The sequence below is a fragment of the Kosakonia sp. H02 genome, from assembly GCA_030704225.1.
Classification (GTDB): domain Bacteria; phylum Pseudomonadota; class Gammaproteobacteria; order Enterobacterales; family Enterobacteriaceae; genus Kosakonia.
Window position 1 is genome coordinate 4,298,243 of record CP131915.1, and the last position, 24,201, is coordinate 4,322,443.

Below are 24,201 nucleotides of genomic sequence, written 5' to 3' on the forward strand. Positions count from 1 at the left end.
GGTTTTGCCCCGACACCAGTGACCTGTTTGAGCGAGAGTTACTCGTCTTCCAGCTCGATGTTGATACCCAGCGAACGAATCTCTTTCAACAGTACGTTGAAGGACTCTGGCATACCCGGTTCCATCTGATGGTTGCCGTCCACGATGTTTTTATACATCTTGGTACGACCGTTCACGTCATCAGACTTAACGGTAAGCATTTCTTGCAGGGTGTATGCCGCGCCATAAGCTTCCAGCGCCCACACTTCCATCTCCCCGAAGCGCTGACCACCGAACTGCGCCTTACCACCCAGCGGCTGCTGAGTAACCAGGCTGTAAGAACCGGTGGAACGCGCATGCATTTTGTCATCAACCAGGTGGTTCAGTTTCAGCATGTACATGTAGCCAACGGTAACCTGGCGCTCGAACTGCTCACCGGTACGACCGTCGAACAGTGTGATCTGACCGGAAGTCGGCAGGCCACCCAGCTGTAACAGTTCCTTGATTTCAGACTCTTTCGCACCGTCGAAGACCGGCGTTGCGATCGGCATGCCTTTGCGCAGGTTTTCTGCCAGACGCAGAACTTCCTCATCGCTGAAGGTGCTCAGGTCGACTTTCTGACGAACGTCAGCGCCCAGATCGTATGCACGCTGGATGAACTCGCGCAGTTTCGCGACTTCTTGCTGCTGTTTCAGCATGGCGTTGATCTTATCGCCAATACCTTTCGCAGCCATACCCAGGTGGGTTTCAAGGATCTGACCGATGTTCATACGAGACGGTACGCCCAGCGGGTTCAGTACGATGTCTACCGGCGTGCCGTTTTCATCGTATGGCATATCTTCGATCGGGTTGATCTTGGAGATAACACCCTTGTTACCGTGACGACCTGCCATTTTATCACCCGGCTGGATCTGACGTTTCACGGCCAGATAAACCTTAACAATCTTCAGCACGCCCGGTGCCAGATCGTCGCCCTGAGTGATTTTGCGGCGTTTCGCTTCGAGTTTTTTCTCGAACTCGTGTTTCAGTTCGTCATACTGCTCAGCCAGCTGTTCCAGCTGATTTTGTTTCGCTTCGTCGGTCAGGCCGAGTTCCAGCCAGCGGTCGCGCGGCAGTTTGTCGAGCTTGTCAGCTTCAACGCCACCGGAAACCAGCACGGTATGGATACGGCTAAACAGGCCAGCTTCGAGGATCTGCAATTCTTCAGACAGGTCTTTCTTCGCCTGCTTCAGCTGCATCTCTTCGATTTCCAGCGCACGTTTGTCTTTTTCCACGCCATCGCGGGTGAAGACCTGAACATCGATAACAGTACCGGAAACACCGTTTGGTACGCGCAGAGAAGAGTCTTTAACGTCAGACGCTTTCTCACCGAAGATGGCGCGCAGCAGTTTCTCTTCTGGCGTCAGCTGGGTTTCACCTTTCGGCGTTACCTTACCAACCAGAATGTCGCCGCCGGTCACTTCTGCACCGATGTAAACGATACCGGATTCATCCAGTTTGGAGAGCGCAGCTTCACCCACGTTCGGGATATCAGCAGTGATCTCTTCCGGCCCCAGTTTGGTGTCACGGGACACACAAGCCAGTTCCTGGATGTGAATAGTGGTGAAACGATCTTCCTGAACCACACGCTCGGAGACAAGAATGGAGTCTTCGAAGTTGTAACCGTTCCACGGCATGAACGCTACGCGCATGTTCTGACCGAGCGCCAGTTCACCGAGGTCGGTGGACGGACCGTCTGCCAGCACGTCGCCGCGCTCAATTGGCTCACCCAGATAGACACACGGCATCTGATTGATGCAGGTGTTCTGGTTAGAACGGGTGTATTTGGTCAGGTTATAAATGTCGATACCTGCTTCGCCCGGGTACATCTCGTCTTCGTTAACTTTGATAACGATACGGGAAGCATCCACGTACTGAACGGTACCGCCACGTTTAGCGACTGCGGTTACACCGGAGTCAACGGCAACAGCACGTTCCATACCGGTACCAACCAGCGGCTTATCAGCGCGCAGAGTCGGAACCGCCTGACGTTGCATGTTCGCACCCATCAATGCACGGTTGGCGTCATCGTGTTCCAGGAACGGGATCAGGGACGCACCGACGGAAACCACCTGCTGGGTGGATACGTCCATGTAGTCAACCTGGTCTGCACTGAAAAGGCTGGATTCGCCTTTGCTGCGGCAGGTCACCAGATCTTCTGCAAAACGACCTTCATCCGTCAGGTTGGTGTTCGCCTGAGCGATGACGTAGTTACCTTCTTCAATTGCAGAAAGGTAATGGATCTCGTCAGTCACCACGCCGTCAGTCACTTTACGGTACGGCGTTTCGAGGAAGCCGTATTCGTTAGTCTGTGCGTACACGGACAGGGAGTTAATCAGACCAATGTTCGGACCTTCAGGCGTTTCGATCGGACATACGCGACCGTAGTGGGTCGGGTGAACGTCTCGAACTTCGAAGCCTGCACGCTCACGGGTCAGACCGCCTGGGCCGAGTGCAGAGATACGACGTTTGTGCGTAATCTCAGACAGCGGGTTGTTCTGGTCCATAAACTGAGACAGCTGGCTGGAACCGAAGAACTCTTTCACTGCGGCAGAGATAGGCTTGGCGTTGATCATGTCCTGCGGCATCAGGGTATCCAGATCGCCCAGAGACAGACGCTCTTTCACCGCACGTTCTACACGCACCAGGCCAACGCGGAATTGGTTTTCCGCCATTTCGCCAACGGAACGGATACGACGGTTGCCGAGGTGGTCGATATCATCCACTTCACCGATGCCGTTACGGATACCGATGAGCTTTTTCATCACTTCGATGATGTCTTCTTTGCTCAGGATACCGGAACCTTCGATGCTGTCGCGCAGCAGAGAACGGTTGAACTTCATACGACCAACCGCAGAAAGATCGTAGCGGTCTTCGGAGAAGAACAGGTTCTCGAACAGGCTTTCAGCAGCTTCGCGAGTCGGCGGCTCACCAGGGCGCATCATGCGGTAGATTTCTACCAGCGCGCTCAGACGATCGTTGGTCGGGTCGACACGCACAGTCTCAGACATGTACGGACCGTGATCCAGATCGTTGGTGAACAGGGTTTCGATACGTTTGTGACCAGCCTGGCTCAGCTTCGCCAGCAGATCGAGCGACAGCTCCATGTTCGCCGGGCAGATCAGCTCGCCAGTGGATTCATCAACGTAGTCTTTAGCAGCCACTTTGCCCGCGATGTACTCAACCGGTACTTCGATATGTTGAATCTCGTCTTTTTCCAACTGACGGATATGGCGCGCAGTGATACGGCGGCCTTTCTCAACATACATTTTGCCGTTCGCTTCGATATCGAAGGACGCGGTTTCGCCACGCAGACGTTCCGGCACCAGTTCCATCTGCAATTTGTTGTCGCGAATTTCAAAGGTTACTTTTTCAAAGAACAGGTCAAGGATCTGCTCAGTGGTGTAATTCAGCGCGCGCAGAATGATGGTTGCCGGCAGCTTACGACGACGGTCGATACGAACAAACAGGTTGTCTTTCGGATCGAATTCGAAGTCCAGCCATGACCCGCGGTAAGGAATGATACGTGCGTTATAAAGCACCTTACCAGATGAGTGGGTCTTACCCTTATCGCTGTCAAAGAAGACGCCAGGGCTACGGTGCAGCTGAGAAACGATAACACGTTCAGTACCGTTGATAACAAAGGTACCGTTGTCGGTCATGAGCGGAATTTCGCCCATGTAGACTTCTTGTTCTTTAATGTCTTTAACGGTGCCTTCCGGCGCTTCGCGCTCGTAGATCACCAGACGCAGTTTTACACGCAGCGGAGCGGAGTACGTTACGCCACGGATCTGACATTCTTTAACGTCAAAAACGGGTTCGCCAAGACGGTAGCTGACGTATTGCAGTTCCGAATTACCGCTGTAGCTCTTAATCGGGAACACGGAGCGGAACGCCGCTTCCAGACCGTATTGGCCTTCAGGATCTTGCTCGATGAACTTCTGGAACGAGTCAAGCTGGATAGAAAGGAGATATGGGACATCCAGTACTTGTGGACGTTTACCAAAATCCTTACGAATACGTTTTTTCTCGGTATAGGAGTAAACCATAGGGTTCCTCAGCTCGCTGACAAGTCGACCCACTCTGCCCAGGGAAAGGACAGTTTATGCAACACTATTTTTTTGACCGGAAAGTGGAGCACTTTCCGCAATGCTTGTTGCTATCACGCTTAAACCATTTCATTGCGATTTACACAGAAAAACGCTTCTGTCGCAGTATATTAAGTCGTCGATAGAAACAAGCATTGTAAAGGCTACTGGCAGTCAAACAGTGTGAAACGCTACCGGCACCTTTTACAGCGCAAAAAGGCTGGTGACCAAAAAGTCACCAGCCATCAGCCTGATTTCTCAGGCTGCAACCGGAAGGGTTGGCTTATTTAACTTCAACTTCAGCGCCAGCTTCTTCCAGAGATTTTTTCAGAGCTTCAGCGTCATCTTTGCTCACGCCTTCTTTCAGAGCGGCCGGAGCAGATTCTACCAGGTCTTTAGCTTCTTTCAGACCCAGGCCAGTTGCGCCACGTACTGCTTTGATAACAGCAACTTTGTTAGCGCCAGCGGCTTTCAGAATTACGTCGAACTCAGTTTTTTCTTCAGCAGCTTCAGCAGCCGGGCCAGCAGCAACAGCTACAGCGGCAGCAGCGGAAACACCGAATTTTTCTTCCATTGCAGAGATCAGTTCTACAACGTCCATTACGGACATAGCGGCAACTGCTTCAATGATTTGATCTTTAGTGATAGACATTTAAATTGTTCCTGAATATCAGAATAAGTTTATACGTAAGCGAATGCGTTAAAGAGAAAACTGCGATTAAGCAGCTTCTTTCGCATCGCGTACAGCAGCCAGAGTGCGGACCAGTTTGCCAGCAGAGGCTTCTTTCATGGTCGCCATCAGGCGTGCAATTGCTTCTTCGTAGGTCGGCAGGGTTGCCAGGCGATCGATCTGCGACGCCGGGATCAACTCACCTTCAAAGGCAGCGGCTTTGACCTCAAATTTTGCATTCGCTTTCGCGAAATCTTTGAACAGACGAGCAGCAGCGCCCGGGTGTTCCATAGAATATGCAATCAGGGTCGGACCAACGAACGCGTCTTTCAGGCACTCAAACTGAGTACCTTCAACAACACGGCGCAGCAGGGTGTTGCGAACAACACGCATGTAAACGCCGGCTTCGCGACCTGCTTTACGCAGTTCGGTCATTTTATCTACGGTAACGCCACGGGAATCCGCAACAACCGCAGACAGCGCGCCTTTGGCTACTTCGCTGACTTCAGCAACAATCGCTTGTTTGTCTTGAAGATTTAAAGCCATTAGCTTTGCTCCTGGATGTTTGCCAGGGCTCATGCCCTGGAACTCACTTCACTCTTCTCAAAGAAAAGAGCGTCTTAATACGGTGAGCAGAAACAAGCCAAAGAGTACTTAAAAAATATTCTTCAGGTTCTGTCACCGTCTACGCAGGGAATTAAGTCTCTTGCGAAACACCTGCGGTCTTCGACGGAGGCCTGGATAGGCCAGGCTCCAACGAACAAATCTGTTTGTTTGCTAACTTACGCTAGCAAAACGTGGGGGGAAGATTGTAGACAAATCCACCACCCACGTAAAGGCGAATATTAGTTCGCCGCTGCGTTCAGACCAGCCTGGTCTACCGCAACACCAGCACCCATGGTGGTGGAGATGCTAACTTTCTTGATGTACACGCCTTTCGCCTGAGACGGTTTTGCTTTTTTCAGCGCAACCAGCAGAGATTCCAGGTTTTCTTTCAGTTTATCAGCGTCAAAGTCCACTTTACCGATGGTGGTGTGGATGATGCCGTTTTTGTCGTTACGGTAACGAACCTGACCTGCTTTAGCGTTTTTAACTGCTTCAGCAACGTTCGGCGTTACAGTACCCACTTTCGGGTTCGGCATCAGGCCACGCGGACCCAGAACCTGGCCCAGTTGACCAACAACGCGCATTGCATCCGGGGAAGCAATAACAACGTCAAAGTTCATTTCGCCTTTTTTGATCTGTTCAGCCAGATCTTCCATACCTACCAGCTCTGCGCCAGCTGCTTTAGCAGCTTCAGCGTTCGGGCCCTGGGCAAATACGGCTACGCGAACAGAACGGCCAGTACCGTGCGGCAGTACAGTTGCACCACGTACGTTCTGGTCAGATTTACGCGCGTCGATGCCGAGGTTAACAGCAACGTCTACGCTTTCGACGAATTTAGCAGTGGCCAGCTCTTTCAACAGAGCAATGGCTTCGTTGATGTCGTACTGTTTGGTCGCATCAACTTTGTCACGGATCACGCGCATGCGCTTGGTCAGTTTAGCCATTTCTTAATCCTCCACTACCAGGCCCATGGAACGTGCAGTACCTTCGATTGAGCGAGTCATCGCTTCAATGTCAGCACCGGTCATGTCCGCGGCTTTAGTCTGAGCGATTTCCTGCAACTGAGCGCGGGAGATTTTGCCCACTTTGTCTTTGTTCGGCTTGCCGGAACCAGACTTGATACCAGCCGCTTTCTTCAGCAGAACTGCTGCCGGAGGCGTTTTGGTAATGAAAGTGAAGGAACGGTCAGCGTAAACGGTAATAACAACCGGAATCGGCAGACCTTTTTCGATGGAATCAGTTTTGGCGTTAAACGCTTTACAGAATTCCATGATGTTAACACCCTGCTGACCCAGAGCCGGACCAACCGGTGGGCTCGGGTTTGCCATGCCAGCTGCAACTTGCAGCTTGACGTAGGCCTGGACTTTCTTAGCCATTGAAATTTCCTCGTTTGGGTATAGCGCCCCGAAAGGCTCCCCGTGTTTAAATGCGTTTTACGGGTTCAGAACCCATAAAAACAAAAGGCGCGAAATTGTATGTCAATTTCGCGCCCTGTGCAACGTTTGATCGCCGAATATTTAGGCTTTTTCGACCTGGCTGAAATCCAGCTCTACCGGGGTCGCACGACCGAAGATAGAAACGGAAACTTTCAGGCGAGACTTTTCATAGTCCACTTCTTCAACCACACCATTAAAGTCGGCAAACGGACCATCACTAACGCGGACCATTTCACCCGGCTCGAACAGCGTTTTCGGACGCGGTTTATCACCAACCTGCTGGAGGCGGTTCATGATCGCATCCACTTCTTTATCGCTAATTGGTGCAGGACGATCGGAAGTACCACCGATGAAGCCCATTACGCGCGGAACGCTGCGTACCAGGTGCCAGCTGGCGTCGTTCATTACCATCTGGACAAGCACGTAGCCCGGGAAGAATTTGCGTTCGCTTTTACGACGCTGGCCGCCACGGATTTCGACCACTTCTTCGGTCGGCACCATGACTTCACCAAACAACTCTTCCATATTGTGTAATTTGATATGCTCGCGCAGCGATGTAGCTACGCGGCCTTCAAAACCGGAAAACGCCTGAACGACGTACCAGCGCTTTTTAGGAGCTTCAGACATCTCAGAACCTCAGGCCAGTGATAAAGGAAACCAGGCGGACCAGAATACCATCCAGTCCCCACAGGATCAGTGACATGACTGCGGTTACCGCAGCCACGATCAATGTGGTGTGCAATGTTTCCTGACGAGTGGGCCAAATCACTTTACGTACTTCGGTTCTCGCTTCACGGGCAAAAGCGACTGTCGCTTTGCCCTTCGTCGTCAACAGCGCGACACCACCTGCTGCAGCAATCAGAATTACAACTGCCAGCGCGCGGAGCGGCAGCATCATGTCACGATAAAGATAGTTGCCAACGATAGCCACGAGCAGCAGAACTGCAACAACAACCCACTTCATCGCTTCCAGGCCGCGCCCGCTCCCTTGAGCTTCGGTATTCGCACTCATAAACCAACCTGTCACAAGAATTCAGACAAACATTTTTGCCCCGCATAAGCGAGGCAACCGAACCGAAATGCTCTGGCGAGTTTCGGACCAACGCCCTCTTCAGAGCCTGTCTCAGCAATGATTATGGTCAAAAAAATCACTGATGAGCCAGGTTCTGCGTCGAAAGCGTACAAAAAGGGCATCAAATGATGCCCTTTTCTTGCGCATTGCGTCAAATGTTATCAGCGATTAGCTGAGAACTTTTGCTACAACGCCCGCGCCAACGGTACGGCCGCCTTCACGGATTGCGAAACGCAGACCATCGTCCATTGCGATCGGGTGGATCAGGGTAACAACCATTTTGATGTTGTCGCCCGGCATTACCATCTCCACGCCTTCCGGCAGTTCGATGGTGCCAGTCACGTCAGTTGTACGGAAGTAGAACTGCGGACGGTAGCCTTTGAAGAACGGAGTGTGACGGCCGCCTTCATCTTTGGACAGGATGTACACTTCAGATTCGAATTTGGTGTGCGGCTTGATGGTGCCCGGCTTAGCCAGTACCTGACCACGTTCGATTTCTTCACGACGCTTTCCTCTTTCAGAGTCAACCCTGAATTTCAGGATTTCTCTGTTTCGTTGAAGCGACTATCTGGTGAAGTGATTCACGTTGTCGTGTCAACGGAGGCGCATTATAGGGATCCCAATTTTTAGCACAAGTCTTTTTGCGATCTTTTTTTCTGACTGCTGTTTTTTCATTCTTTTTGCTGCGATCCCGTACGATCTGCGCAAATAATGATTCGCAAAAGGGTTGCAGAAGACGGATCGAGCAATCACAGTCACTCTCTCAGCCTGTTTTAAATGAGGTAATTATGTCTACCGTATTACGTCCTTATAAGGATCTGCTTCCTGAAATGGGTCAGCGAGTAATGGTTGATGCCACGAGCGTGGTTATTGGCGATGTCAGAATTGCTGATGATGTGGGTATTTGGCCGCTGGTGGTGATTCGTGGCGATGTAAATTATGTCGAGATCGGCGCACGCAGCAATATACAGGACGGCTGCGTCCTGCATGTCACGCATAAGTCCTCTTATAACCCCGACGGCAATCCGCTGATCATTGGTGAAGATGTGACAGTCGGGCATAAAGTGATGCTACACGGCTGCACGATTGGCAATCGCGTACTGGTTGGTATGGGTTCCATCTTACTTGACGGTGCCATAATCGAAGATGATGTCATGATCGGTGCGGGTAGCCTGGTTCCCCAAAACAAACGTCTCGAGAGCGGATACCTCTATTTAGGTAGCCCGATAAAACAGATCCGCCCCTTGCAGGTGGCGGAAATTGAAGGATTGAAGTATTCGGCAAACAACTACGTGAAATGGAAAGATGAATATCTGGATCAAGAAATCCAGACAATGCCCTGATCATCTTCTTCTTGCTGGCGGATCAGTTGCTCCGCCTCGTCTTCCAAATCCCAGCGATGTTCACGGAAAAGCGCCAGCAACTGCTCCGGCGCTTCACCGCCAAAACGCTGAGCCAGTACTTCTCCTTTAATCGCGCAAATGACCTGCATGCCATTAACCAGTGCGGGAAAACACACTGACTGCAATGAAGCATTCCACTCTTCACGATCTGGAAACTGTATCGCCTGGTTCATTTCTCCAGTTCCTGCTTTAGCAACGCAATGACGGGTTCAATATCCGGCAGTACACCATGCCACAGTAGTACAGCGTGTGCCGCTTGCCCCACCAGCATACCCAGACCATCCGCACGCTGCTTCGCACCTAACGTTTCGCACCAGGTCAGGAACGGCGTTGTCCCTTTTTGATAAAACATGTCGTAGCAGCGTATCTCAGGATGAATAATCGTCTCAGGTAACGCCGGAATATCGCCACCGATACCGCTGGAGGTAGCGTTAATAACCAGATCGAATTTATGGCTGCGCAGCGCATCCATAGCGACAGCATCAACACTTCCCGTATGGGCAAAAAGTTCAGCCAGCTCTTGTGCCCGGGAATGGGTGCGGTTCGTTAGGGTCACCGCACAATCCAGTGAAAGTAAAGGAAGGATAACGCCGCGCGCAGCGCCGCCTGCCCCCACCAGCAGGATACGCATGCCTGGGTGGATAAAAGCCAACCTTTGCAGATCGCTCAATAAACCGATGCCATCGGTGTTGTCCCCCAGCAAACGCCCATCTTCAAGACGTTTAAGGGTGTTTACCGCACCGGCTAACGCAGCGCGTTCTGTCAGCTCATCGGCTCGGGCAAACGCCTCTTCTTTAAAAGGAACGGTAATATTCGCGCCTTTCCCCCCCGCTGCAAAAAAAGCATTTAGCGTATTTACGAAATCATCAATGGGAGCAAGAACACGACCGTACGGGTGCTCAATATGCAGCTGGCTGGCAAACTGCTGATGTATAAACGGCGATTTGCTGTGACTGATGGGATTACCAAAGACGGCGTAAGTTTCCATACGATTACCCCTGACGGAAAAGTTCGCCGGTAAGGGCGTCGCGGATTTCTGAAGGGTTCTGCCGCCCGCCAGTCGGGACATCAACTACCGGGAAGTCAGGGCCAAATTGCGTGAGAACTTCTTGTGCCGTTCGGCATGGCGGCAAACCTGATAAGTTGGCACTCGTTGAAACCAGAGGTTTACCGTAGGCTTCGCACAGCTCAATGACCAACGGATGGTCGGTGACGCGCACGGCTAATGAGTCGAAACGACCGGTTAACCAGCGTGGTGTGCCCGGTCTGGCAGGAAAGACAAATGTCACCGGGCCCGGCCAACATGCAAAAATCGCCTGGCGCTGAGCATCATTCAGCATGCTGTCATCAATATAAGGTTTTAACTGCTCAAAGCTGGCAGCAATAAGGATCAATCCTTTTTCCACTGGCCGTTGCTTCAATTTCAGCAGTCGGTGTACCGCTGTTTCACTGTCCGGATCGCAGCCGACCCCAAAAACAGCTTCCGTTGGATATGCGATGACGTGTTCTTTATTCAGGATCTCCACCATTGAGGCGATGGGATCTTTTGGCAGGTTATTCTTCACGAGTTTGTTCCGCCGTTACCGGCTTTCCACATTGTTTACTGGCGCAAAAGCGTTTGACGCCCTGCGCGGTTTTCTTTTCGATAAGCAGCGGGTAATGGCATATGGCGCATTCGCCCACGACGGGTTTGAAATTGATGACGAACTGGCAATCGGGATAGCGATCGCAGGAATAGAATGTTTTGCCGTATCGGGAACGCCGTTGTACCAGATGCCCACTGTTACATTGCGGGCAGGTAATGGCTGTTTCATCTGGTTTATCAATTAGTTCGGTGTGCTCACATTCCGGATAATGGCTGCATCCGATAAACATACCAAAACGCCCCTGGCGCAACACCATCGCGGCACCGCAGAGAGGACATAGCTGACCTTCCAGAACTTTGACGATATGCCCATCAGCCTGGCTTTTCAGAGGACGTACATAATCGCATTCCGGATAGCGGGAACATCCGAGAAACGGTCCATGCTTCCCGGAACGGATAACAAGTTCAGCCCCGCAATGTGGGCAGGGCTCGTTGTTACGCACCGCAAACAGTGCTGATTTGGCCATAACGACTCTTGAAGCTGCAAAAATGATTAGTGCAGCATACCTTCATTCACTTCAAAGAGTAATTCTTCCATTTGCTGGTAGGCGTTTTCGCACCCTGGGATATTGAAGAGAACCATCAGGATGACCCATTTAAGGTCTTCCAGTTCAAACTCTGCGTTATCCAGTGCCAGCGCACGTTCAATCACCATTTCTCGCGTTTCGAGGTTTAGCACCTGAATCTGCTCCAGGAATAATAAAAATCCCCGGCAACTGGCATCCAGCCTTTCACTCTCTTCAGCCGTATAGATACGTAGTGAGAGTGGATCAGAAGCAAGCTGCATCGGTTCGGCAAGGCCTTCCTGATAATCAGCCAGCTTTTCCAGCCACAAAAGTGCGTTGTAGATATCCTCACGATCAAATCCGGCGTCGGTAAGATCCCGTTCCAGTTTGTCCTGATCCACACGCATTTCTGCTTCGTTATGGATGTAAGTCTCAAACAAGTACATTAGTACGTCGAACATGGCTTGCCCTCCTCAATCGGACATAGCCGCCGGGTACAGCTGCGATCCATCCTGCTAACTCCAGTTCGAGCAATTGAGCTGCGGTCACTGGCACAGGTTGGCCGGCACGTTCAGCGACGACGTCAACAGGTGTTACCTCATCTCCTACGTTAGCCAGGAGCTCAGGAAATGGCAATGCCACCTTTTCTGGTTCTGGGCAATAATTTGCATTTTCACGTGTTTCTGGCAGCCAATTCAGCCCATATTGCAAATATTCGAGGATCTCTTCAGCACAGGTAACGGGTGTTGCCCCTTGTTTTAATAACCAGTGCGGCCCTTCACTTCCCGGGCTACCGATCGCACCGGGCAAGGCAAACACGTCGCGACCTTGTTCAAGGGCAAGCCTGGCAGTTACCAGCGAACCACTGCGTAATGCAGCTTCCACAACAAACACGCCCCGGCTAAGACCACTAATAATGCGATTACGGCGAGGGAAATGGCCCGGCTTTGGGGTAGCAGCCAAGGGGAATTCAGATACCAGCGCGCCGCCGCACTCCAGTAATTGGGAGGCAAGTGCCGTATGTCTACGCGGATAAAGGCTATAGAGCCCATTGCCTAGTACACCAATACTTTTCCCGCGCACATTTATTGCAGCACGATGGGCTACGCTGTCGATACCCAATGCCATCCCACTGGTTATAGTTAACCCCGCGTGAGCCAGCGTCTCACAAAAGATGCGTCCCCAGCGCTCTCCATACCAGGAATGCGCGCGGCTACCAACAACAGCCAACTGCTGCGTCTTTAACACTGAAAGATCGCCCTTCACAAACAGCGCACCTGGGTAATCCGCAATAGATCGTAATGCGGTAGGGTAAGCTTCATCATCCGCCACGATAATGTGATGATGGGGCTCGGCCAGCCAGCCCTGACACTTCTCTAATTCCCGCGCAGATAGAGAGAAGAAGCGTCTGATTTGTGCAACTGTCAACCCAAGACGCTGAAGTTCAACCGCCGTTGCACTGCCGTTTTGCTTCAGCCATTGTGCTGCGCTAAGCCACTTATCTCCGCACAGGTCACCAACCTGTATCAGCCGTAGCCAAATTTCCATGGATGTCATCCCTTTTCTCCTGCCACAAGCCGCTCTGGCAATCCTTGCGATTGGTCACTGATGCTGTCAATCGCAGGGGGATTTGTCTAGAATAGAGGTAATATTCTTTACAACTCCTGAACACGACTCTGGATATTTATGGCAGTTTTGCATGTGTTACATATTCCGGACGAGCGCCTTCGCAAAGTCGCCGAGCCGGTAAAAGAAGTGAATGCGGACGTTCAGCGTATCGTCGATGATATGTTTGAAACCATGTACGCAGAAGAAGGTATTGGTCTTGCAGCAACGCAAGTGGATATTCACCAGCGCATTATCGTGATTGATGTTTCCGAGAACCGAGATGAGCAGTTGGTGTTGATTAACCCTGAGCTGCTGGAAAAAAGTGGGGAAACAGGAATCGAAGAAGGTTGCCTGTCTATCCCTGAGCAGCGCGCTTTAGTACCGCGTGCTGAGAAAGTAAAAATTCGTGCGCTGGACCGTGACGGAAAAACGTTTGAACTCGAAACCGATGGCCTGCTGGCAATTTGTATTCAGCATGAGATGGATCATCTGGTCGGGAAACTGTTTATCGATTACTTGTCACCCATGAAACGTCAGCGTATTCGTCAAAAAGTTGAAAAACTGGATCGTATGAACGCCCGCGCTTAATGCGGGTAGAAAGGGATAAACGTGTCAGACTCTCTACGTATTATTTTCGCCGGCACACCTGACTTTGCAGCGCGTCATCTTGACGCGCTGTTGTCTTCTGAACATCAGGTCGTTGGGGTTTTTACCCAGCCCGATCGCCCTGCCGGTCGCGGTAAAAAGCTGATGCCCAGCCCGGTGAAAGTACTGGCGGAAGAAAAAGGCCTGCCGGTATTTCAGCCAGCTTCATTGCGCGCGCCCGAAAATCAACAGCTGGTCGCCGATCTCAATGCTGATGTTATGGTCGTTGTTGCCTACGGGCTGATTCTACCCAAAGCCGTGCTGGATATGCCGCGTCTGGGTTGCATCAATGTCCATGGTTCATTGCTTCCGCGCTGGCGTGGTGCTGCCCCGATCCAACGCTCTTTGTGGGCAGGTGATGCGGAAACCGGCGTCACTATCATGCAAATGGATGTGGGTCTGGATACGGGCGATATGCTGTATAAACTTGCCTGTTCGATCACGGCTGAAGATACAAGCGCCACGCTGTACGACAAACTGGCTGAGCTCGGCCCGCAGGGGCTTATTGAAACCCTACGGCAACTTGGCCAGGGGACAGCGCAACCGCAAGTGCAGGACGAAGCGTTAGTAACCTATGCTGAGAAACTCAGCAAAGAAGAAGCCCGCCTGGACTGGTCGCTAAGCGCTGAGCAGTTAGAGCGTTGTATTCGTGCCTTCAATCCATGGCCAATGAGCTGGTTTATGGTTGATGAGCAGCCGGTAAAAGTCTGGCGAGCTTCCGTCATTCCTTCGGCTACGACGACTCAACCCGGTACGATCGTTGAGGTATCTAAAGCGGGGATCCAGATAGCCACCGCTGAGGGAATATTAAATCTTGAATCGCTACAGCCTGCGGGTAAGAAAGCGATGAGTGCCCAGGATCTATTAAATTCACGGCGCGAATGGTTTGTCCCCGGCAACATCCTCCTGGCCTGATACTCATTTTTAGCCCGGTTTTGCCGGGCATTTTTATTTTTGTGGTTATGAAAAAACAGATGAATTTACGCAGTATGGCTGCGCAAGCTATTGAACAGGTCCTTGAACAAGGGCAATCGCTCAGTAACGTCCTGCCGCCGCTACAACAAAAAGTTTCCGATAAAGACAGGGCATTGCTCCAGGAGCTTTGCTTTGGTGTTTTGCGTGTACTGCCCCAGCTTGACTGGCTAATCAATAAGTTGATGTCTCGCCCGATGACGGGCAAGCAGCGCACGGTGCACTACCTGATTATGGTTGGCTTGTATCAACTTCTGCATACCCGAATTCCTGCGCATGCGGCGCTGGCAGAAACAGTGGAAGGCGCGGTTGTTATTAAACGCCCACAACTTAAGGGACTGATAAATGGAGTACTGCGGCAGTTCCAGCGCCAACAGGAAACATTATTAGCTGAGTTTGCCCATAGCGAAAATCAGTATCTCTTTCCGACATGGTTATTGAAGCGTTTACAGAAAGCGTATCCGCAACAATGGCAGCAAATTATTGATGCCAGCAATCAAAGGCCGCCCATGTGGCTGCGCGTTAATCGCCAGCACCACTCGCGGGAAAGCTGGCTGGCGCTGCTGGAAGAGACCGGTCAACAGGGGTTTGCTCATGCGAATTACCCTGATGCGGTACGCCTTGCAAATGCCGCGCCAGTGACTGCTCTGCCAGGATTCAACGAAGGTTGGGTCACCGTCCAGGATGCCTCGGCGCAGGGTTGTATTACCTTCCTCGCACCGCAGAATGGTGAGCGCATTCTGGATCTTTGCGCAGCACCAGGCGGTAAAACAACACATATTCTCGAAGCCGCTCCGCAAGCCAGCGTATTGGCGGTAGATATTGATGAGCAGCGCTTATCGCGGGTTTATGACAACCTGAAACGTTTGGGAATGAAAGCCGAAGTAAAACAGGGAGATGGCCGGTTTCCGGCGCAGTGGTGCGGTGATGAGAAATTCGATCGTATTCTGCTTGATGCCCCTTGCTCCGCAACGGGCGTTATTCGCCGTCACCCCGACATTAAATGGCTGCGCCGCGAGCGCGATATTCCCGAGCTGGCACAGTTACAATCAGAAATCCTTGACGCTATCTGGCCACATTTGAAAAGCGGCGGTACGCTGGTATACGCAACCTGTTCGATCCTGCCTGAAGAGAATAGCCAGCAGGTTGCCGCTTTCCTCAGACGCACCCCCGACGCGCAACTGACCATCGGTACGCCGGAACAACCAGGCATACAGAATCTGCCGGGCGCAGAGGAAGGTGATGGTTTCTTTTACGCTAAGATAAGCAAACAGTGATAAAGACAACGGGTCACAGCAGATGAAGATAATTATTCTGGGTGCAGGGCAGGTCGGTGGGACGCTGGCGGAAAACCTGGTAGGAGAGAATAACGATATTACCGTTGTCGATACCAATGGTGACCGCCTGCGTACCTTGCAGGACAAGTTCGATCTGCGTGTTGTGCAGGGCCACGGCTCTCATCCGCGCGTGTTGCGTGAAGCGGGAGCTGATGACGCCGATATGCTTGTCGCGGTGACCAGTTCAGACGAAACCAATATGGTTGCCTGCCAGGTTGCTTATTCGCTGTTTAATACGCCAAATCGCATTGCGCGCATCCGTTCACCGGATTATGTACGAGATGCAGATAAATTGTTCCATTCTGAAGCCGTGCCGATTGATCATTTGATTGCGCCCGAACAGTTGGTCATCGACAGTATTTATCGCCTGATTGAGTACCCTGGTGCACTGCAAGTTGTTAATTTTGCTGAAGGTAAAGTGAGCCTGGCGGTGGTAAAAGCCTATTATGGTGGCCCACTCGTTGGTAACGCGCTTTCAACCATGCGCGAGCATATGCCACACATCGATACGCGCGTTGCGGCGATTTTTCGTCACGATCGCCCTATTCGTCCGCAGGGTTCGACTATTGTTGAAGCCGGTGATGAAGTGTTCTTTATCGCGGCATCGCAACATATTCGTGCAGTGATGAGTGAGTTACAAAGGCTAGAAAAACCGTATAAACGCATCATGCTGGTTGGCGGCGGGAATATTGGTGCCGGCCTGGCGCAACAGCTGGAAAAAGATTACAGCGTAAAACTGATCGAGCGCGATCAACAACGCGCTGCCGAACTGGCCGAGAAACTGCAAAACACTATCGTCTTTTTTGGCGATGCATCGGATCAAGAGTTGCTTGCCGAAGAGCATATTGATCAAGTGGATCTGTTTATCGCCGTCACAAACGATGATGAAGCCAATATCATGTCGGCGATGTTGGCCAAGCGCATGGGCGCGAAAAAAGTTATGGTGCTTATCCAGCGCCGCGCTTATGTCGATCTGGTGCAAGGCAGTGTGATAGATATCGCGATCTCACCGCAGCAAGCGACTATATCCGCATTACTTAGCCATGTGCGTAAAGCAGATATCGTCGGCGTTTCTTCATTACGACGCGGGGTAGCAGAAGCGATCGAAGCGGTGGCGCATGGTGACGAAACAACATCCCGCGTAGTAGGTCGCGTCATTGATGACATCAAACTACCGCCTGGTACGATTATTGGTGCAGTTGTGCGTGGTAATGATGTGATGATTGCCAATGACAATTTGCGCATAGAGCAGGGCGACCATGTGATTATGTTTCTGACTGACAAAAAATACATTACTGACGTTGAGCGCCTGTTCCAGCCCAGCCCCTTCTTTCTTTAATCCCCAGGGACGCTGCATTGAGCGTCCCTTTTTATTCCCTCCTTTTTGTAAGGGACTAAGAAATCTCGTTAATTTATCTCTTCAAATGGAAAATGTTTTGTATGTTGTTAGACTTATTGTGACCGACAGCACATGGAGAAGATGAAGATCATGAGTATGTTAAAAGAATTTCGCGAGTTTGCGATGCGCGGGAATGTGGTGGATTTGGCAGTAGGTGTAATTATCGGTGCGGCGTTCGGCAAAATTGTGTCGTCACTGGTAGCCGATATCATTATGCCGCCGTTGGGTTTGTTAATTGGCGGGATTGATTTCAAACAGTTTGCAATAACCTTACGTGATGCGCAGGGCGACGTACCGGCTGTCGTCATGCATTACGGCGTATTCATTCAAAATGTGTTTGATTTTATTATTGTCGCCTTCGCGATTTTCCTGGCGATCAAAGTGATTAATAAACTGAAACGCAAACAGGCGGAAGAACCGAAAGCGCCGCCTGCGCCGAGTAAAGAAGAAGTACTGCTGAGCGAAATTCGCGACTTGCTCAAAGAGCAAAACAGCCGTAGCTAAGCAAATGCAAGAAGGCCAGTGGTAAATAAGCGATTCGCTTGCTTGCCACTGGCCTCCTGAAAGCCTCGTTTTGCATGTTTAGTTTTACGCAGATAACTCCCTTTTCCTTTCTTATTTTTTTCTACACGTTGCCGAAAAAGTGGGTCATGTAGAAATGCCTCAATAGCGTTATCGTTTATCTGCCCTTTGGTGTGCTGATAGCGACTCATATTTTCTCCAGATTGTGTATTAAAACGGCCGAAGTGTAGTCTTTGCAGTAAATAAGATCAACTGCGTGCGTGGCCGGTTTCACCACTCGCTCCCTGCTCAAGCGCTTCCAGGATGGAACAATAGACGCTGCTATGGGCTGTGCCACAACATGCATCATTAAGCTTTTGCAATGATCTACGCATGGCTTGTAACTCTTCGATTCGCGCTTCAACTTCACTAAGACGCTCCTGCACGATTCCCTTCGATTCCTGGCAGGTATGATGTTCCGGATCGATGCGGATCGAGAGTAATTCGCGGATTGATTCGAGGGTAAATCCCAATTGCCGGGCGTGACGGATGAACTTCAGGCGCTGTAAATCTTTATCTGTGTAGAGACGGAAACCACCTTCTGTGCGCACTTCATGATCCATCATTTGTTGTTTTTCGTAATAACGGATTGTATCCGGTGTGACTTCCGCCATTTTTGCAATTTCACCAATCCGATACATGATTATTCCTCATTAATTTTTTGCAGCAACTTCGCTGCATAATCGCCGCGAAGGAATTCCGTACTCAGGCCAGCCTGACGCAGTTTCAATTCCAGCAATGACAGTCGACGGTGCAGCTCATTGTATTGCGGATGGTCGCGTTGAACGCTACTGAGCAGATCGACAAGCTCAACGGCTTCTTTCCGGTATTCGAGCTCCGGCGGGAGGCATCCGGCGTTTTTCAGTAAACGGTACCCGGCGCGTAGTTCCTGCGGAATGTGTGAATCATCATCCAGGACGAGTGGTTCACCACAGCCCGCGAGATTATCAAAATCGCCTTTTTGCTGGGCATCAAGGATATGTCGCTCTGCCCACTGATCGAGTAACCACATTACGGCCTCCAGAGGGTGAACAAAAAAGATACGTGTATTGTAGGAATGTGGGGATGTGATGGATATAAAAAAACCCGCCGGAGCGGGTTTTTTTACGTTACTACAGATTACTCTGCAGCAGCTTCTGCTTTCGGCTCGGCGCGATCAACCAGCTCGATGTAAGCCATCGGAGCATTGTCACCAGCACGGAAGCCACACTTCAGAATGCGAGTGTAACCACCGGCACGGCTCGCGAAACGCGGGCCCAGCTCGTTAAACAGTTTTGCCACGATCTCGTTATCACGAGTACGGGCGAATGCCAGACGACGATTAGCAACGCTATCCGTCTTGGCAAGAGTAATCAGCGGCTCAACTACGCGACGCAGCTCTTTCGCTTTCGGCAGTGTCGTCTTGATGATTTCATGACGAACCAGTGAACCTGCCATGTTACGGAACATGGCCTGGCGATGGCTGCTGTTGCGGTTCAGTTGACGACCACTCTTACGATGGCGCATGACCTTATCCTTCTCAGTAAAACCTTAACCTGTGATCCGGTTACTCGTCAGCAATGCTTGCCGGCGGCCAGTTTTCCAGGCGCATGCCCAGAGACAGACCACGTGAGGCCAGCACGTCTTTAATCTCGGTAAGAGATTTTTTACCCAGGTTCGGCGTTTTCAGCAACTCAACCTCGGTACGCTGTACCAGATCACCGATATAGTGGATAGCTTCTGCCTTGAGGCAGTTAGCAGAGCGGACAGTCAATTCCAGATCGTCAACAGGGCGCAGCAGGATCGGATCGAATTCTGGTTTCTCTTCTTTAACTTCCGGCTGACGTACATCACGTAAGTCAACGAAAGCTTCAAGTTGTTCTGCCAGGATGGTTGCCGCACGACGAATCGCCTCTTCAGGATCGATTGTGCCATTGGTTTCCATTTCGATGACCAGCTTGTCCAGGTCGGTACGCTGTTCAACACGTGCTGCTTCAACATTGTAGGCAATTCGCTCTACAGGGCTGTAGCACGCATCAACCAGCAGACGGCCGATCGGGCGCTCATCTTCTTCCGAATGAATTCGGGCAGACGCCGGCACATAACCACGACCGCGCTGAACTTTGATACGCATATTGATAGATGCGTTTTCATCGGTCAGGTGGCAGATCACATGCTGCGGCTTGACGATTTCGACATCACCGTCGTGGGTAATGTCGGCTGCGGTCACAGGGCCAATGCCAGATTTACTCAGAGTAAGAATAACTTCATCTTTACCCTGAACTCTCACCGCCAGCCCTTTCAGGTTGAGCAGGATTTCAAGGATATCTTCCTGAACGCCTTCTTTGGTGCTGTACTCATGAAGTACACCATCAATCTCAACCTCAGTCACCGCGCAACCCGGCATCGATGAGAGCAGAATACGGCGCAGTGCGTTACCCAGAGTATGGCCAAAGCCACGCTCTAAAGGCTCAAGGGTCACCTTGGCGTGCGTCGAACTCACTTGCTCGATATCTACCAGGCGCGGTTTTAGAAACTCTGTCACAGAACCCTGCATTGTGTCCTCTCTTTGGTACTAAGCTTTACTTGGAGTAAAGCTCGACGATCAGGTGTTCGTTAATGTCCGCAGACAGATCAGAACGCTCCGGCTTACGCTTGAACGTGCCTTCCATCTTGCCAGCATCAACTTCCAGCCAGGTTGGCTTTTCACGCTGCTCAGCCAGCTCCAGAGCGGCTTTCACGCGAGACTGCTTTTTCGCTTTCTCACGAATGCTAACCACGTCATTCGGACTAACCTGATAAGAAGCGATGTTAACAACACGACCGTTTACCATGATTGCTTTATGGCTAACCAGCTGACGTGCTTCTGCACGAGTGGCACCAAAGCCCATACGGTATACAACGTTGTCCAGACGACCTTCCAGCAGAGCCAACAGGTTTTCACCGGTGTTGCCTTTCAGACGTGCTGCTTCTTTATAGTAGTTACGGAATTGACGCTCCAGCACACCGTAGATACGGCGAACTTTTTGCTTTTCACGCAACTGCACACCATAGTCAGACAGACGCGGTTTACGCGCACCATGCTGGCCAGGAGCTTGTTCAATTTTACACTTGGTATCGATCGCGCGAACGCCAGACTTAAGGAACAGGTCTGTGCCCTCACGACGGCTCAGCTTGAGCTTAGGACCCAAATATCTTGCCATTTTCTTTCTCCAACAATCCTAGAAAACGAGCGCGTTATACGCGACGTTTTTTCGGCGGACGACAACCGTTGTGAGGGATCGGAGTCACATCAGTAATATTAGTGATGCGGAAACCAGCGGCGTTCAGAGCACGAATAGTAGATTCGCGACCCGGACCCGGTCCCTTAACCATAACTTCCAGATTCTTGATGCCGTATTCTTTTACGGCTTCAGCGCAACGCTCTGCTGCAACCTGAGCTGCAAACGGAGTGGATTTGCGAGAACCACGGAAACCGGAACCACCGGCTGTTGCCCAACCCAGTGCGTTACCCTGACGATCAGTAATAGTAACGATGGTGTTGTTGAAAGAAGCATGGATATGAGCCACGCCGTCAGAGACTTGTTTTCTTACACGTTTACGTGCACGAATTGGTGCCTTTGCCATTATTCAATCACCCCGATTATTTCTTGATCGGTTTGCGCGGACCCTTACGGGTACGTGCGTTGGTCTTGGTACGCTGACCGCGAACCGGGAGACCACGACGATGACGCAAACCGCGGTAGCAACCAAGATCCATCAGGCGCTTGATGCTCATGCTAACTTCACGGCGCAGATCACCTTCAACGACAAATTTGGCAACTTCGTCACGCAGCGTGTCGATTTGTTCTTCAGACAGCTCACTGATCTTAACATTCTCAGCGATGCCCGCAGCAGCCAGGATGGCTTGAGAGCGGGTTTTGCCGACACCGTAGATCGAGGTTAATGCGATCACAGCATGTTTTTGATCAGGAATGTTAATGCCTGCTATACGGGCCACTATGCACTCCTATAATTTTACTTGCACGCCCCATGCTGAAAAGCCCGTTTTCAGGATACTCAAATGGAAACGTACAGACATACAAAAGATTGGCTGGCTAATCTAGCCAGCTCAACCCAACTTTGCAAGAAAAATATGCGAAATAATCAGCCTTGGCGCTGTTTATGTTTCGGCTCGGCACTGCAAATCACACGGATGACACCATCACGTTTAACGATTTTGCAGTTACGGCATAATTTCTTGACGGAAGCACGAACTTTCATTTTTACTCTCCGTAACTTCTCGGGCGACCATTAACGGCCATAGCCTTTCAGGTTCGCCTTCTTCAATGCAGACTCATACTGACTAGACATCATCAGAGTTTGCACTTGAGCCATAAAGTCCATAATCACGACAACAACGATAAGCAGTGACGTCCCACCGAAGTAGAACGGTACTTTCATCGCATCACGCATGAACTCCGGGATCAGGCAGATAAAAGTAATATAAAGCGCACCAACCAAAGTCAGGCGGGTCATTACTTTATCGATATACTTCGCCGTTTGTTCTCCCGGACGAATTCCTGGTACAAATGCACCGGACTTCTTCAGGTTATCTGCTGTTTCACGCGGGTTGAAAACTAACGCCGTGTAGAAGAAACAGAAGAAGATGATTGCAGACGCATAGAGTAACACATAAAGCGGTTGCCCAGGCTGCAAATACAGCGAAATTGTTGTCAGCCAGTTCCAACCAGTACCGCCCCCGAACCATGACGCGATGGTTGCCGGGAACAGAATAATACTGGAAGCGAAGATTGCCGGGATTACCCCCGCCATATTCACTTTCAGCGGTAAATGTGTGCTCTGAGCAGCATAGACACGACGGCCTTGCTGGCGTTTAGCGTAGTTAACCACAATACGGCGTTGACCACGTTCAACGAAAACAACAAAGAACGTCACTGCGAATACTAATACTGCAACCAACAGCAACAGGAGGAAGTGCAGGTCGCCTTGACGCGCTTGCTCGATTGTATGGGCAATGGCTGGCGGGAGTCCCGCCACAATGCCGGCAAAGATAATGATCGAAATACCGTTACCGATACCACGTTCAGTAATCTGTTCACCGAGCCACATCAGGAACATTGTTCCTGTAACCAGACTCACAACAGCGGTGAAGTAGAATGCAAAGCCCGGGTTCATTACCAGGCCTTGCATACCAGGCATATTCGGTAAACCGGTAGCAATACCGATCGACTGAAATATGGCCAACACCAGAGTACCGTAGCGGGTGTACTGGCTGATCTTGCGACGACCAGACTCCCCTTCTTTCTTCAACTCTGCCAGAGTCGGATGAACGACCGTTAGCAGCTGGATAATAATCGACGCCGAAATGTACGGCATGATACCCAGAGCAAAGATAGAAGCACGGCTGAGAGCACCACCAGAGAACATGTTAAACATTTCAATGATGGTGCCACGCTGTTGTTCAAGCAGTTTGGCAAGTACAGCGGCATCAATACCAGGGATCGGAATAAAAGAGCCAATACGGAACACAATCAACGCACCGATAACAAACAGCAGTCTGCGTTTCAGTTCGCCAATTCCACCCTTGGCACTTTGAAAATCTAATCCCGGTTGTTTAGCCATCTGCTACTTATTCCTCAATTTTACCGCCAGCAGCTTCGATAGCAGCACGAGCGCCTTTAGTCACACGCAGGCCACGCACAGTTACCGGACGAGCTACTTCACCAGCCAGGATCACTTTCGCGAACTCGATCTGGATACCGATAATGTTAGCCGCTTTCAACGTGTTCAGGTCGACTACGTCGCCTTCTACTTTAGCCAGATCGGACAGACGAATTTCTGCCGTGATCATTGCTTTACGAGAAGTGAAACCGAATTTCGGCAGACGACGGTACAGAGGCATCTGACCACCCTCGAAACCACGACGTACGCCACCGCCAGAACGAGAATTCTGACCTTTGTGACCACGACCGCCGGTTTTACCGAGGCCAGAACCGATACCACGACCCAGGCGTTTACCCGCCTTTTTGGAGCCTTCGGCCGGAGACAGAGTATTTAAACGCATCTCTTACTCCTCAACTTTAACCATGAAGGAAACCGCGTTGACCATACCGCGAACCGCAGGAGTATCCTCACGTTCAACAGTATGACCAATACGACGCAGACCCAGGCCAAGCAGCGTTGCCTTGTGTTTCGGCAGACGACCGATTGCACTGCGGGTTTGAGTGATTTTAATAGTCTTTGCCATGGTCAA

Annotated in this window: 31 protein-coding genes and 1 pseudogene; 6 read left to right on the top strand and 26 right to left on the bottom strand. The window is 51.0% G+C overall.

Translation table 11 applies throughout. From position 1 onward, the window contains the following. Positions 1-38: 38 nt before the first annotated feature. The 8 genes and pseudogenes from rpoB to tuf all read right to left on the bottom strand — a co-directional run bounded on the left by rpoB (position 39) and on the right by tuf (position 8,406). Complete coding sequence (gene rpoB, locus Q5705_20175) at positions 39-4,067, bottom strand: DNA-directed RNA polymerase subunit beta (protein WLI76852.1); 4,029 nt, start codon at positions 4,065-4,067, stop codon at positions 39-41. A gap of 322 nt (positions 4,068-4,389) precedes the next feature. Then, complete coding sequence (rplL, locus tag Q5705_20180) at positions 4,390-4,758, bottom strand: 50S ribosomal protein L7/L12 (protein ID WLI76853.1); 369 nt, start codon at positions 4,756-4,758, stop codon at positions 4,390-4,392. A 66-nt stretch (positions 4,759-4,824) separates the two neighbouring features. Further along, entirely contained in the window at positions 4,825-5,322 is a 498-nt protein-coding gene (rplJ, locus tag Q5705_20185) for a 50S ribosomal protein L10 (protein ID WLI76854.1), read from the bottom strand. A 299-nt stretch (positions 5,323-5,621) separates the two neighbouring features. Continuing rightward, a complete protein-coding gene (rplA, locus tag Q5705_20190) occupies positions 5,622-6,326 on the bottom strand; it encodes a 50S ribosomal protein L1 (protein ID WLI76855.1) in 705 nt (234 codons plus the stop codon). A 3-nt stretch (positions 6,327-6,329) separates the two neighbouring features. Next, entirely contained in the window at positions 6,330-6,758 is a 429-nt protein-coding gene (gene rplK / locus Q5705_20195) for a 50S ribosomal protein L11 (protein ID WLI76856.1), read from the bottom strand. Between the two features lie 141 nt (positions 6,759-6,899). After that, positions 6,900-7,445, bottom strand: a complete 546-nt coding sequence (gene nusG, locus Q5705_20200) for a transcription termination/antitermination protein NusG (protein ID WLI76857.1) — start codon at positions 7,443-7,445, stop codon at positions 6,900-6,902. A 1-nt stretch (position 7,446) separates the two neighbouring features. After that, a complete protein-coding gene (gene secE, locus Q5705_20205) occupies positions 7,447-7,830 on the bottom strand; it encodes a preprotein translocase subunit SecE (GenBank protein ID WLI76858.1) in 384 nt (127 codons plus the stop codon). Positions 7,831-8,058: 228 nt separating this feature from the next. Then, positions 8,059-8,406, bottom strand: a pseudogene (gene tuf / locus Q5705_20210) (elongation factor Tu). A 272-nt stretch (positions 8,407-8,678) separates the two neighbouring features. Between tuf and Q5705_20215 the strand changes: the two are divergent. After that, the gene (locus Q5705_20215) at positions 8,679-9,233 is read left to right on the top strand and encodes a gamma carbonic anhydrase family protein (GenBank protein ID WLI76859.1); all 555 of its coding nucleotides are present in this window, start codon (positions 8,679-8,681) and stop codon (positions 9,231-9,233) included. Here the strand turns inward: Q5705_20215 and Q5705_20220 are convergent. From Q5705_20220 to dprA, 6 genes are read right to left on the bottom strand one after another with little or no spacing between them, the layout of a single operon-like run. Beyond that, complete coding sequence (locus tag Q5705_20220) at positions 9,209-9,466, bottom strand: DUF1488 domain-containing protein (GenBank protein ID WLI76860.1); 258 nt, start codon at positions 9,464-9,466, stop codon at positions 9,209-9,211. The genes Q5705_20215 and Q5705_20220 overlap by 25 nt on opposite strands. Further along, a complete protein-coding gene (gene aroE, locus Q5705_20225; GenBank protein WLI76861.1) occupies positions 9,463-10,281 on the bottom strand; it encodes a shikimate dehydrogenase in 819 nt (272 codons plus the stop codon). Before aroE ends, Q5705_20220 begins: the two co-directional genes overlap by 4 nt. Positions 10,282-10,285: 4 nt before the next feature. Beyond that, positions 10,286-10,858, bottom strand: coding sequence for an L-threonylcarbamoyladenylate synthase type 1 TsaC (tsaC, locus tag Q5705_20230; protein ID WLI76862.1), 573 nt, complete (start codon positions 10,856-10,858; stop codon positions 10,286-10,288). Then, positions 10,848-11,405 (bottom strand): topoisomerase DNA-binding C4 zinc finger domain-containing protein, encoded by a 558-nt coding sequence (locus tag Q5705_20235; GenBank protein ID WLI76863.1) that lies wholly within the window; start codon positions 11,403-11,405, stop codon positions 10,848-10,850. The genes tsaC and Q5705_20235 overlap by 11 nt, the downstream gene beginning before the upstream one ends. A 26-nt stretch (positions 11,406-11,431) precedes the next feature. Then, the gene (gene smg, locus Q5705_20240) at positions 11,432-11,905 is read right to left on the bottom strand and encodes a DUF494 family protein Smg (protein ID WLI76864.1); all 474 of its coding nucleotides are present in this window, start codon (positions 11,903-11,905) and stop codon (positions 11,432-11,434) included. Then, on the bottom strand, positions 11,877-13,001 hold the full coding sequence (gene dprA, locus Q5705_20245; protein WLI76865.1) for a DNA-protecting protein DprA: 1,125 nt from the start codon (positions 12,999-13,001) through the stop codon (positions 11,877-11,879). The genes smg and dprA overlap by 29 nt, the downstream gene beginning before the upstream one ends. 129 nt (positions 13,002-13,130) lie before the next feature. Here dprA and def point away from each other — a divergent pair, with 129 nt between their 5' ends. From def to mscL, 5 genes are all read left to right on the top strand, one after another. Next, the gene (gene def / locus Q5705_20250) at positions 13,131-13,640 is read left to right on the top strand and encodes a peptide deformylase (GenBank protein WLI76866.1); all 510 of its coding nucleotides are present in this window, start codon (positions 13,131-13,133) and stop codon (positions 13,638-13,640) included. 21 nt (positions 13,641-13,661) lie between these two features. Further along, entirely contained in the window at positions 13,662-14,612 is a 951-nt protein-coding gene (gene fmt / locus Q5705_20255; protein WLI76867.1) for a methionyl-tRNA formyltransferase, read from the top strand. A gap of 47 nt (positions 14,613-14,659) precedes the next feature. Next, positions 14,660-15,946, top strand: coding sequence for a 16S rRNA (cytosine(967)-C(5))-methyltransferase RsmB (gene rsmB / locus Q5705_20260; protein WLI76868.1), 1,287 nt, complete (start codon positions 14,660-14,662; stop codon positions 15,944-15,946). A gap of 22 nt (positions 15,947-15,968) precedes the next feature. Beyond that, on the top strand, positions 15,969-17,345 hold the full coding sequence (gene trkA / locus Q5705_20265; protein WLI76869.1) for a Trk system potassium transporter TrkA: 1,377 nt from the start codon (positions 15,969-15,971) through the stop codon (positions 17,343-17,345). 150 nt (positions 17,346-17,495) lie between these two features. Further along, positions 17,496-17,909 (top strand): large-conductance mechanosensitive channel protein MscL, encoded by a 414-nt coding sequence (gene mscL / locus Q5705_20270; protein ID WLI76870.1) that lies wholly within the window; start codon positions 17,496-17,498, stop codon positions 17,907-17,909. Here the strand turns inward: mscL and Q5705_20275 are convergent. The 12 genes from Q5705_20275 to rpmD all read right to left on the bottom strand — a co-directional run bounded on the left by Q5705_20275 (position 17,906) and on the right by rpmD (position 24,195). Further along, positions 17,906-18,118 (bottom strand): alternative ribosome-rescue factor A, encoded by a 213-nt coding sequence (locus tag Q5705_20275; protein ID WLI76871.1) that lies wholly within the window; start codon positions 18,116-18,118, stop codon positions 17,906-17,908. The two genes, mscL and Q5705_20275, sit on opposite strands and share 4 nt — an antisense overlap. A gap of 57 nt (positions 18,119-18,175) precedes the next feature. After that, the gene (gene zntR, locus Q5705_20280; GenBank protein ID WLI76872.1) at positions 18,176-18,607 is read right to left on the bottom strand and encodes a Zn(2+)-responsive transcriptional regulator; all 432 of its coding nucleotides are present in this window, start codon (positions 18,605-18,607) and stop codon (positions 18,176-18,178) included. Positions 18,608-18,609: 2 nt separating this feature from the next. Further along, a complete protein-coding gene (locus Q5705_20285; GenBank protein WLI76873.1) occupies positions 18,610-18,978 on the bottom strand; it encodes a DUF1992 domain-containing protein in 369 nt (122 codons plus the stop codon). 107 nt (positions 18,979-19,085) lie between these two features. Beyond that, positions 19,086-19,472 (bottom strand): 50S ribosomal protein L17, encoded by a 387-nt coding sequence (rplQ, locus tag Q5705_20290; protein WLI76874.1) that lies wholly within the window; start codon positions 19,470-19,472, stop codon positions 19,086-19,088. 40 nt (positions 19,473-19,512) lie between these two features. Further along, positions 19,513-20,502 (bottom strand): DNA-directed RNA polymerase subunit alpha, encoded by a 990-nt coding sequence (gene rpoA / locus Q5705_20295; GenBank protein ID WLI76875.1) that lies wholly within the window; start codon positions 20,500-20,502, stop codon positions 19,513-19,515. Between the two features lie 25 nt (positions 20,503-20,527). Beyond that, positions 20,528-21,148 carry a 30S ribosomal protein S4 gene (gene rpsD, locus Q5705_20300; protein ID WLI76876.1) on the bottom strand — a complete coding sequence of 207 codons (621 nt, stop codon included), beginning with the start codon at positions 21,146-21,148 and terminating at the stop codon, positions 20,528-20,530. Positions 21,149-21,182: 34 nt separating this feature from the next. Next, positions 21,183-21,572 (bottom strand): 30S ribosomal protein S11, encoded by a 390-nt coding sequence (rpsK, locus tag Q5705_20305; GenBank protein WLI76877.1) that lies wholly within the window; start codon positions 21,570-21,572, stop codon positions 21,183-21,185. Positions 21,573-21,588: 16 nt separating this feature from the next. Then, positions 21,589-21,945, bottom strand: a complete 357-nt coding sequence (gene rpsM / locus Q5705_20310; GenBank protein WLI76878.1) for a 30S ribosomal protein S13 — start codon at positions 21,943-21,945, stop codon at positions 21,589-21,591. 146 nt (positions 21,946-22,091) lie between these two features. Then, positions 22,092-22,208 carry a 50S ribosomal protein L36 gene (rpmJ, locus tag Q5705_20315; GenBank protein ID WLI76879.1) on the bottom strand — a complete coding sequence of 39 codons (117 nt, stop codon included), beginning with the start codon at positions 22,206-22,208 and terminating at the stop codon, positions 22,092-22,094. 30 nt (positions 22,209-22,238) lie between these two features. After that, positions 22,239-23,570: a preprotein translocase subunit SecY gene (secY, locus tag Q5705_20320; GenBank protein ID WLI76880.1), complete on the bottom strand. Its 1,332-nt coding sequence runs from the start codon at positions 23,568-23,570 to the stop codon at positions 22,239-22,241. Positions 23,571-23,577: 7 nt separating this feature from the next. Continuing rightward, positions 23,578-24,012 carry a 50S ribosomal protein L15 gene (gene rplO, locus Q5705_20325; GenBank protein WLI76881.1) on the bottom strand — a complete coding sequence of 145 codons (435 nt, stop codon included), beginning with the start codon at positions 24,010-24,012 and terminating at the stop codon, positions 23,578-23,580. 3 nt (positions 24,013-24,015) lie between these two features. After that, positions 24,016-24,195 carry a 50S ribosomal protein L30 gene (gene rpmD, locus Q5705_20330; protein ID WLI76882.1) on the bottom strand — a complete coding sequence of 60 codons (180 nt, stop codon included), beginning with the start codon at positions 24,193-24,195 and terminating at the stop codon, positions 24,016-24,018. Positions 24,196-24,201: the final 6 nt, after the last annotated feature.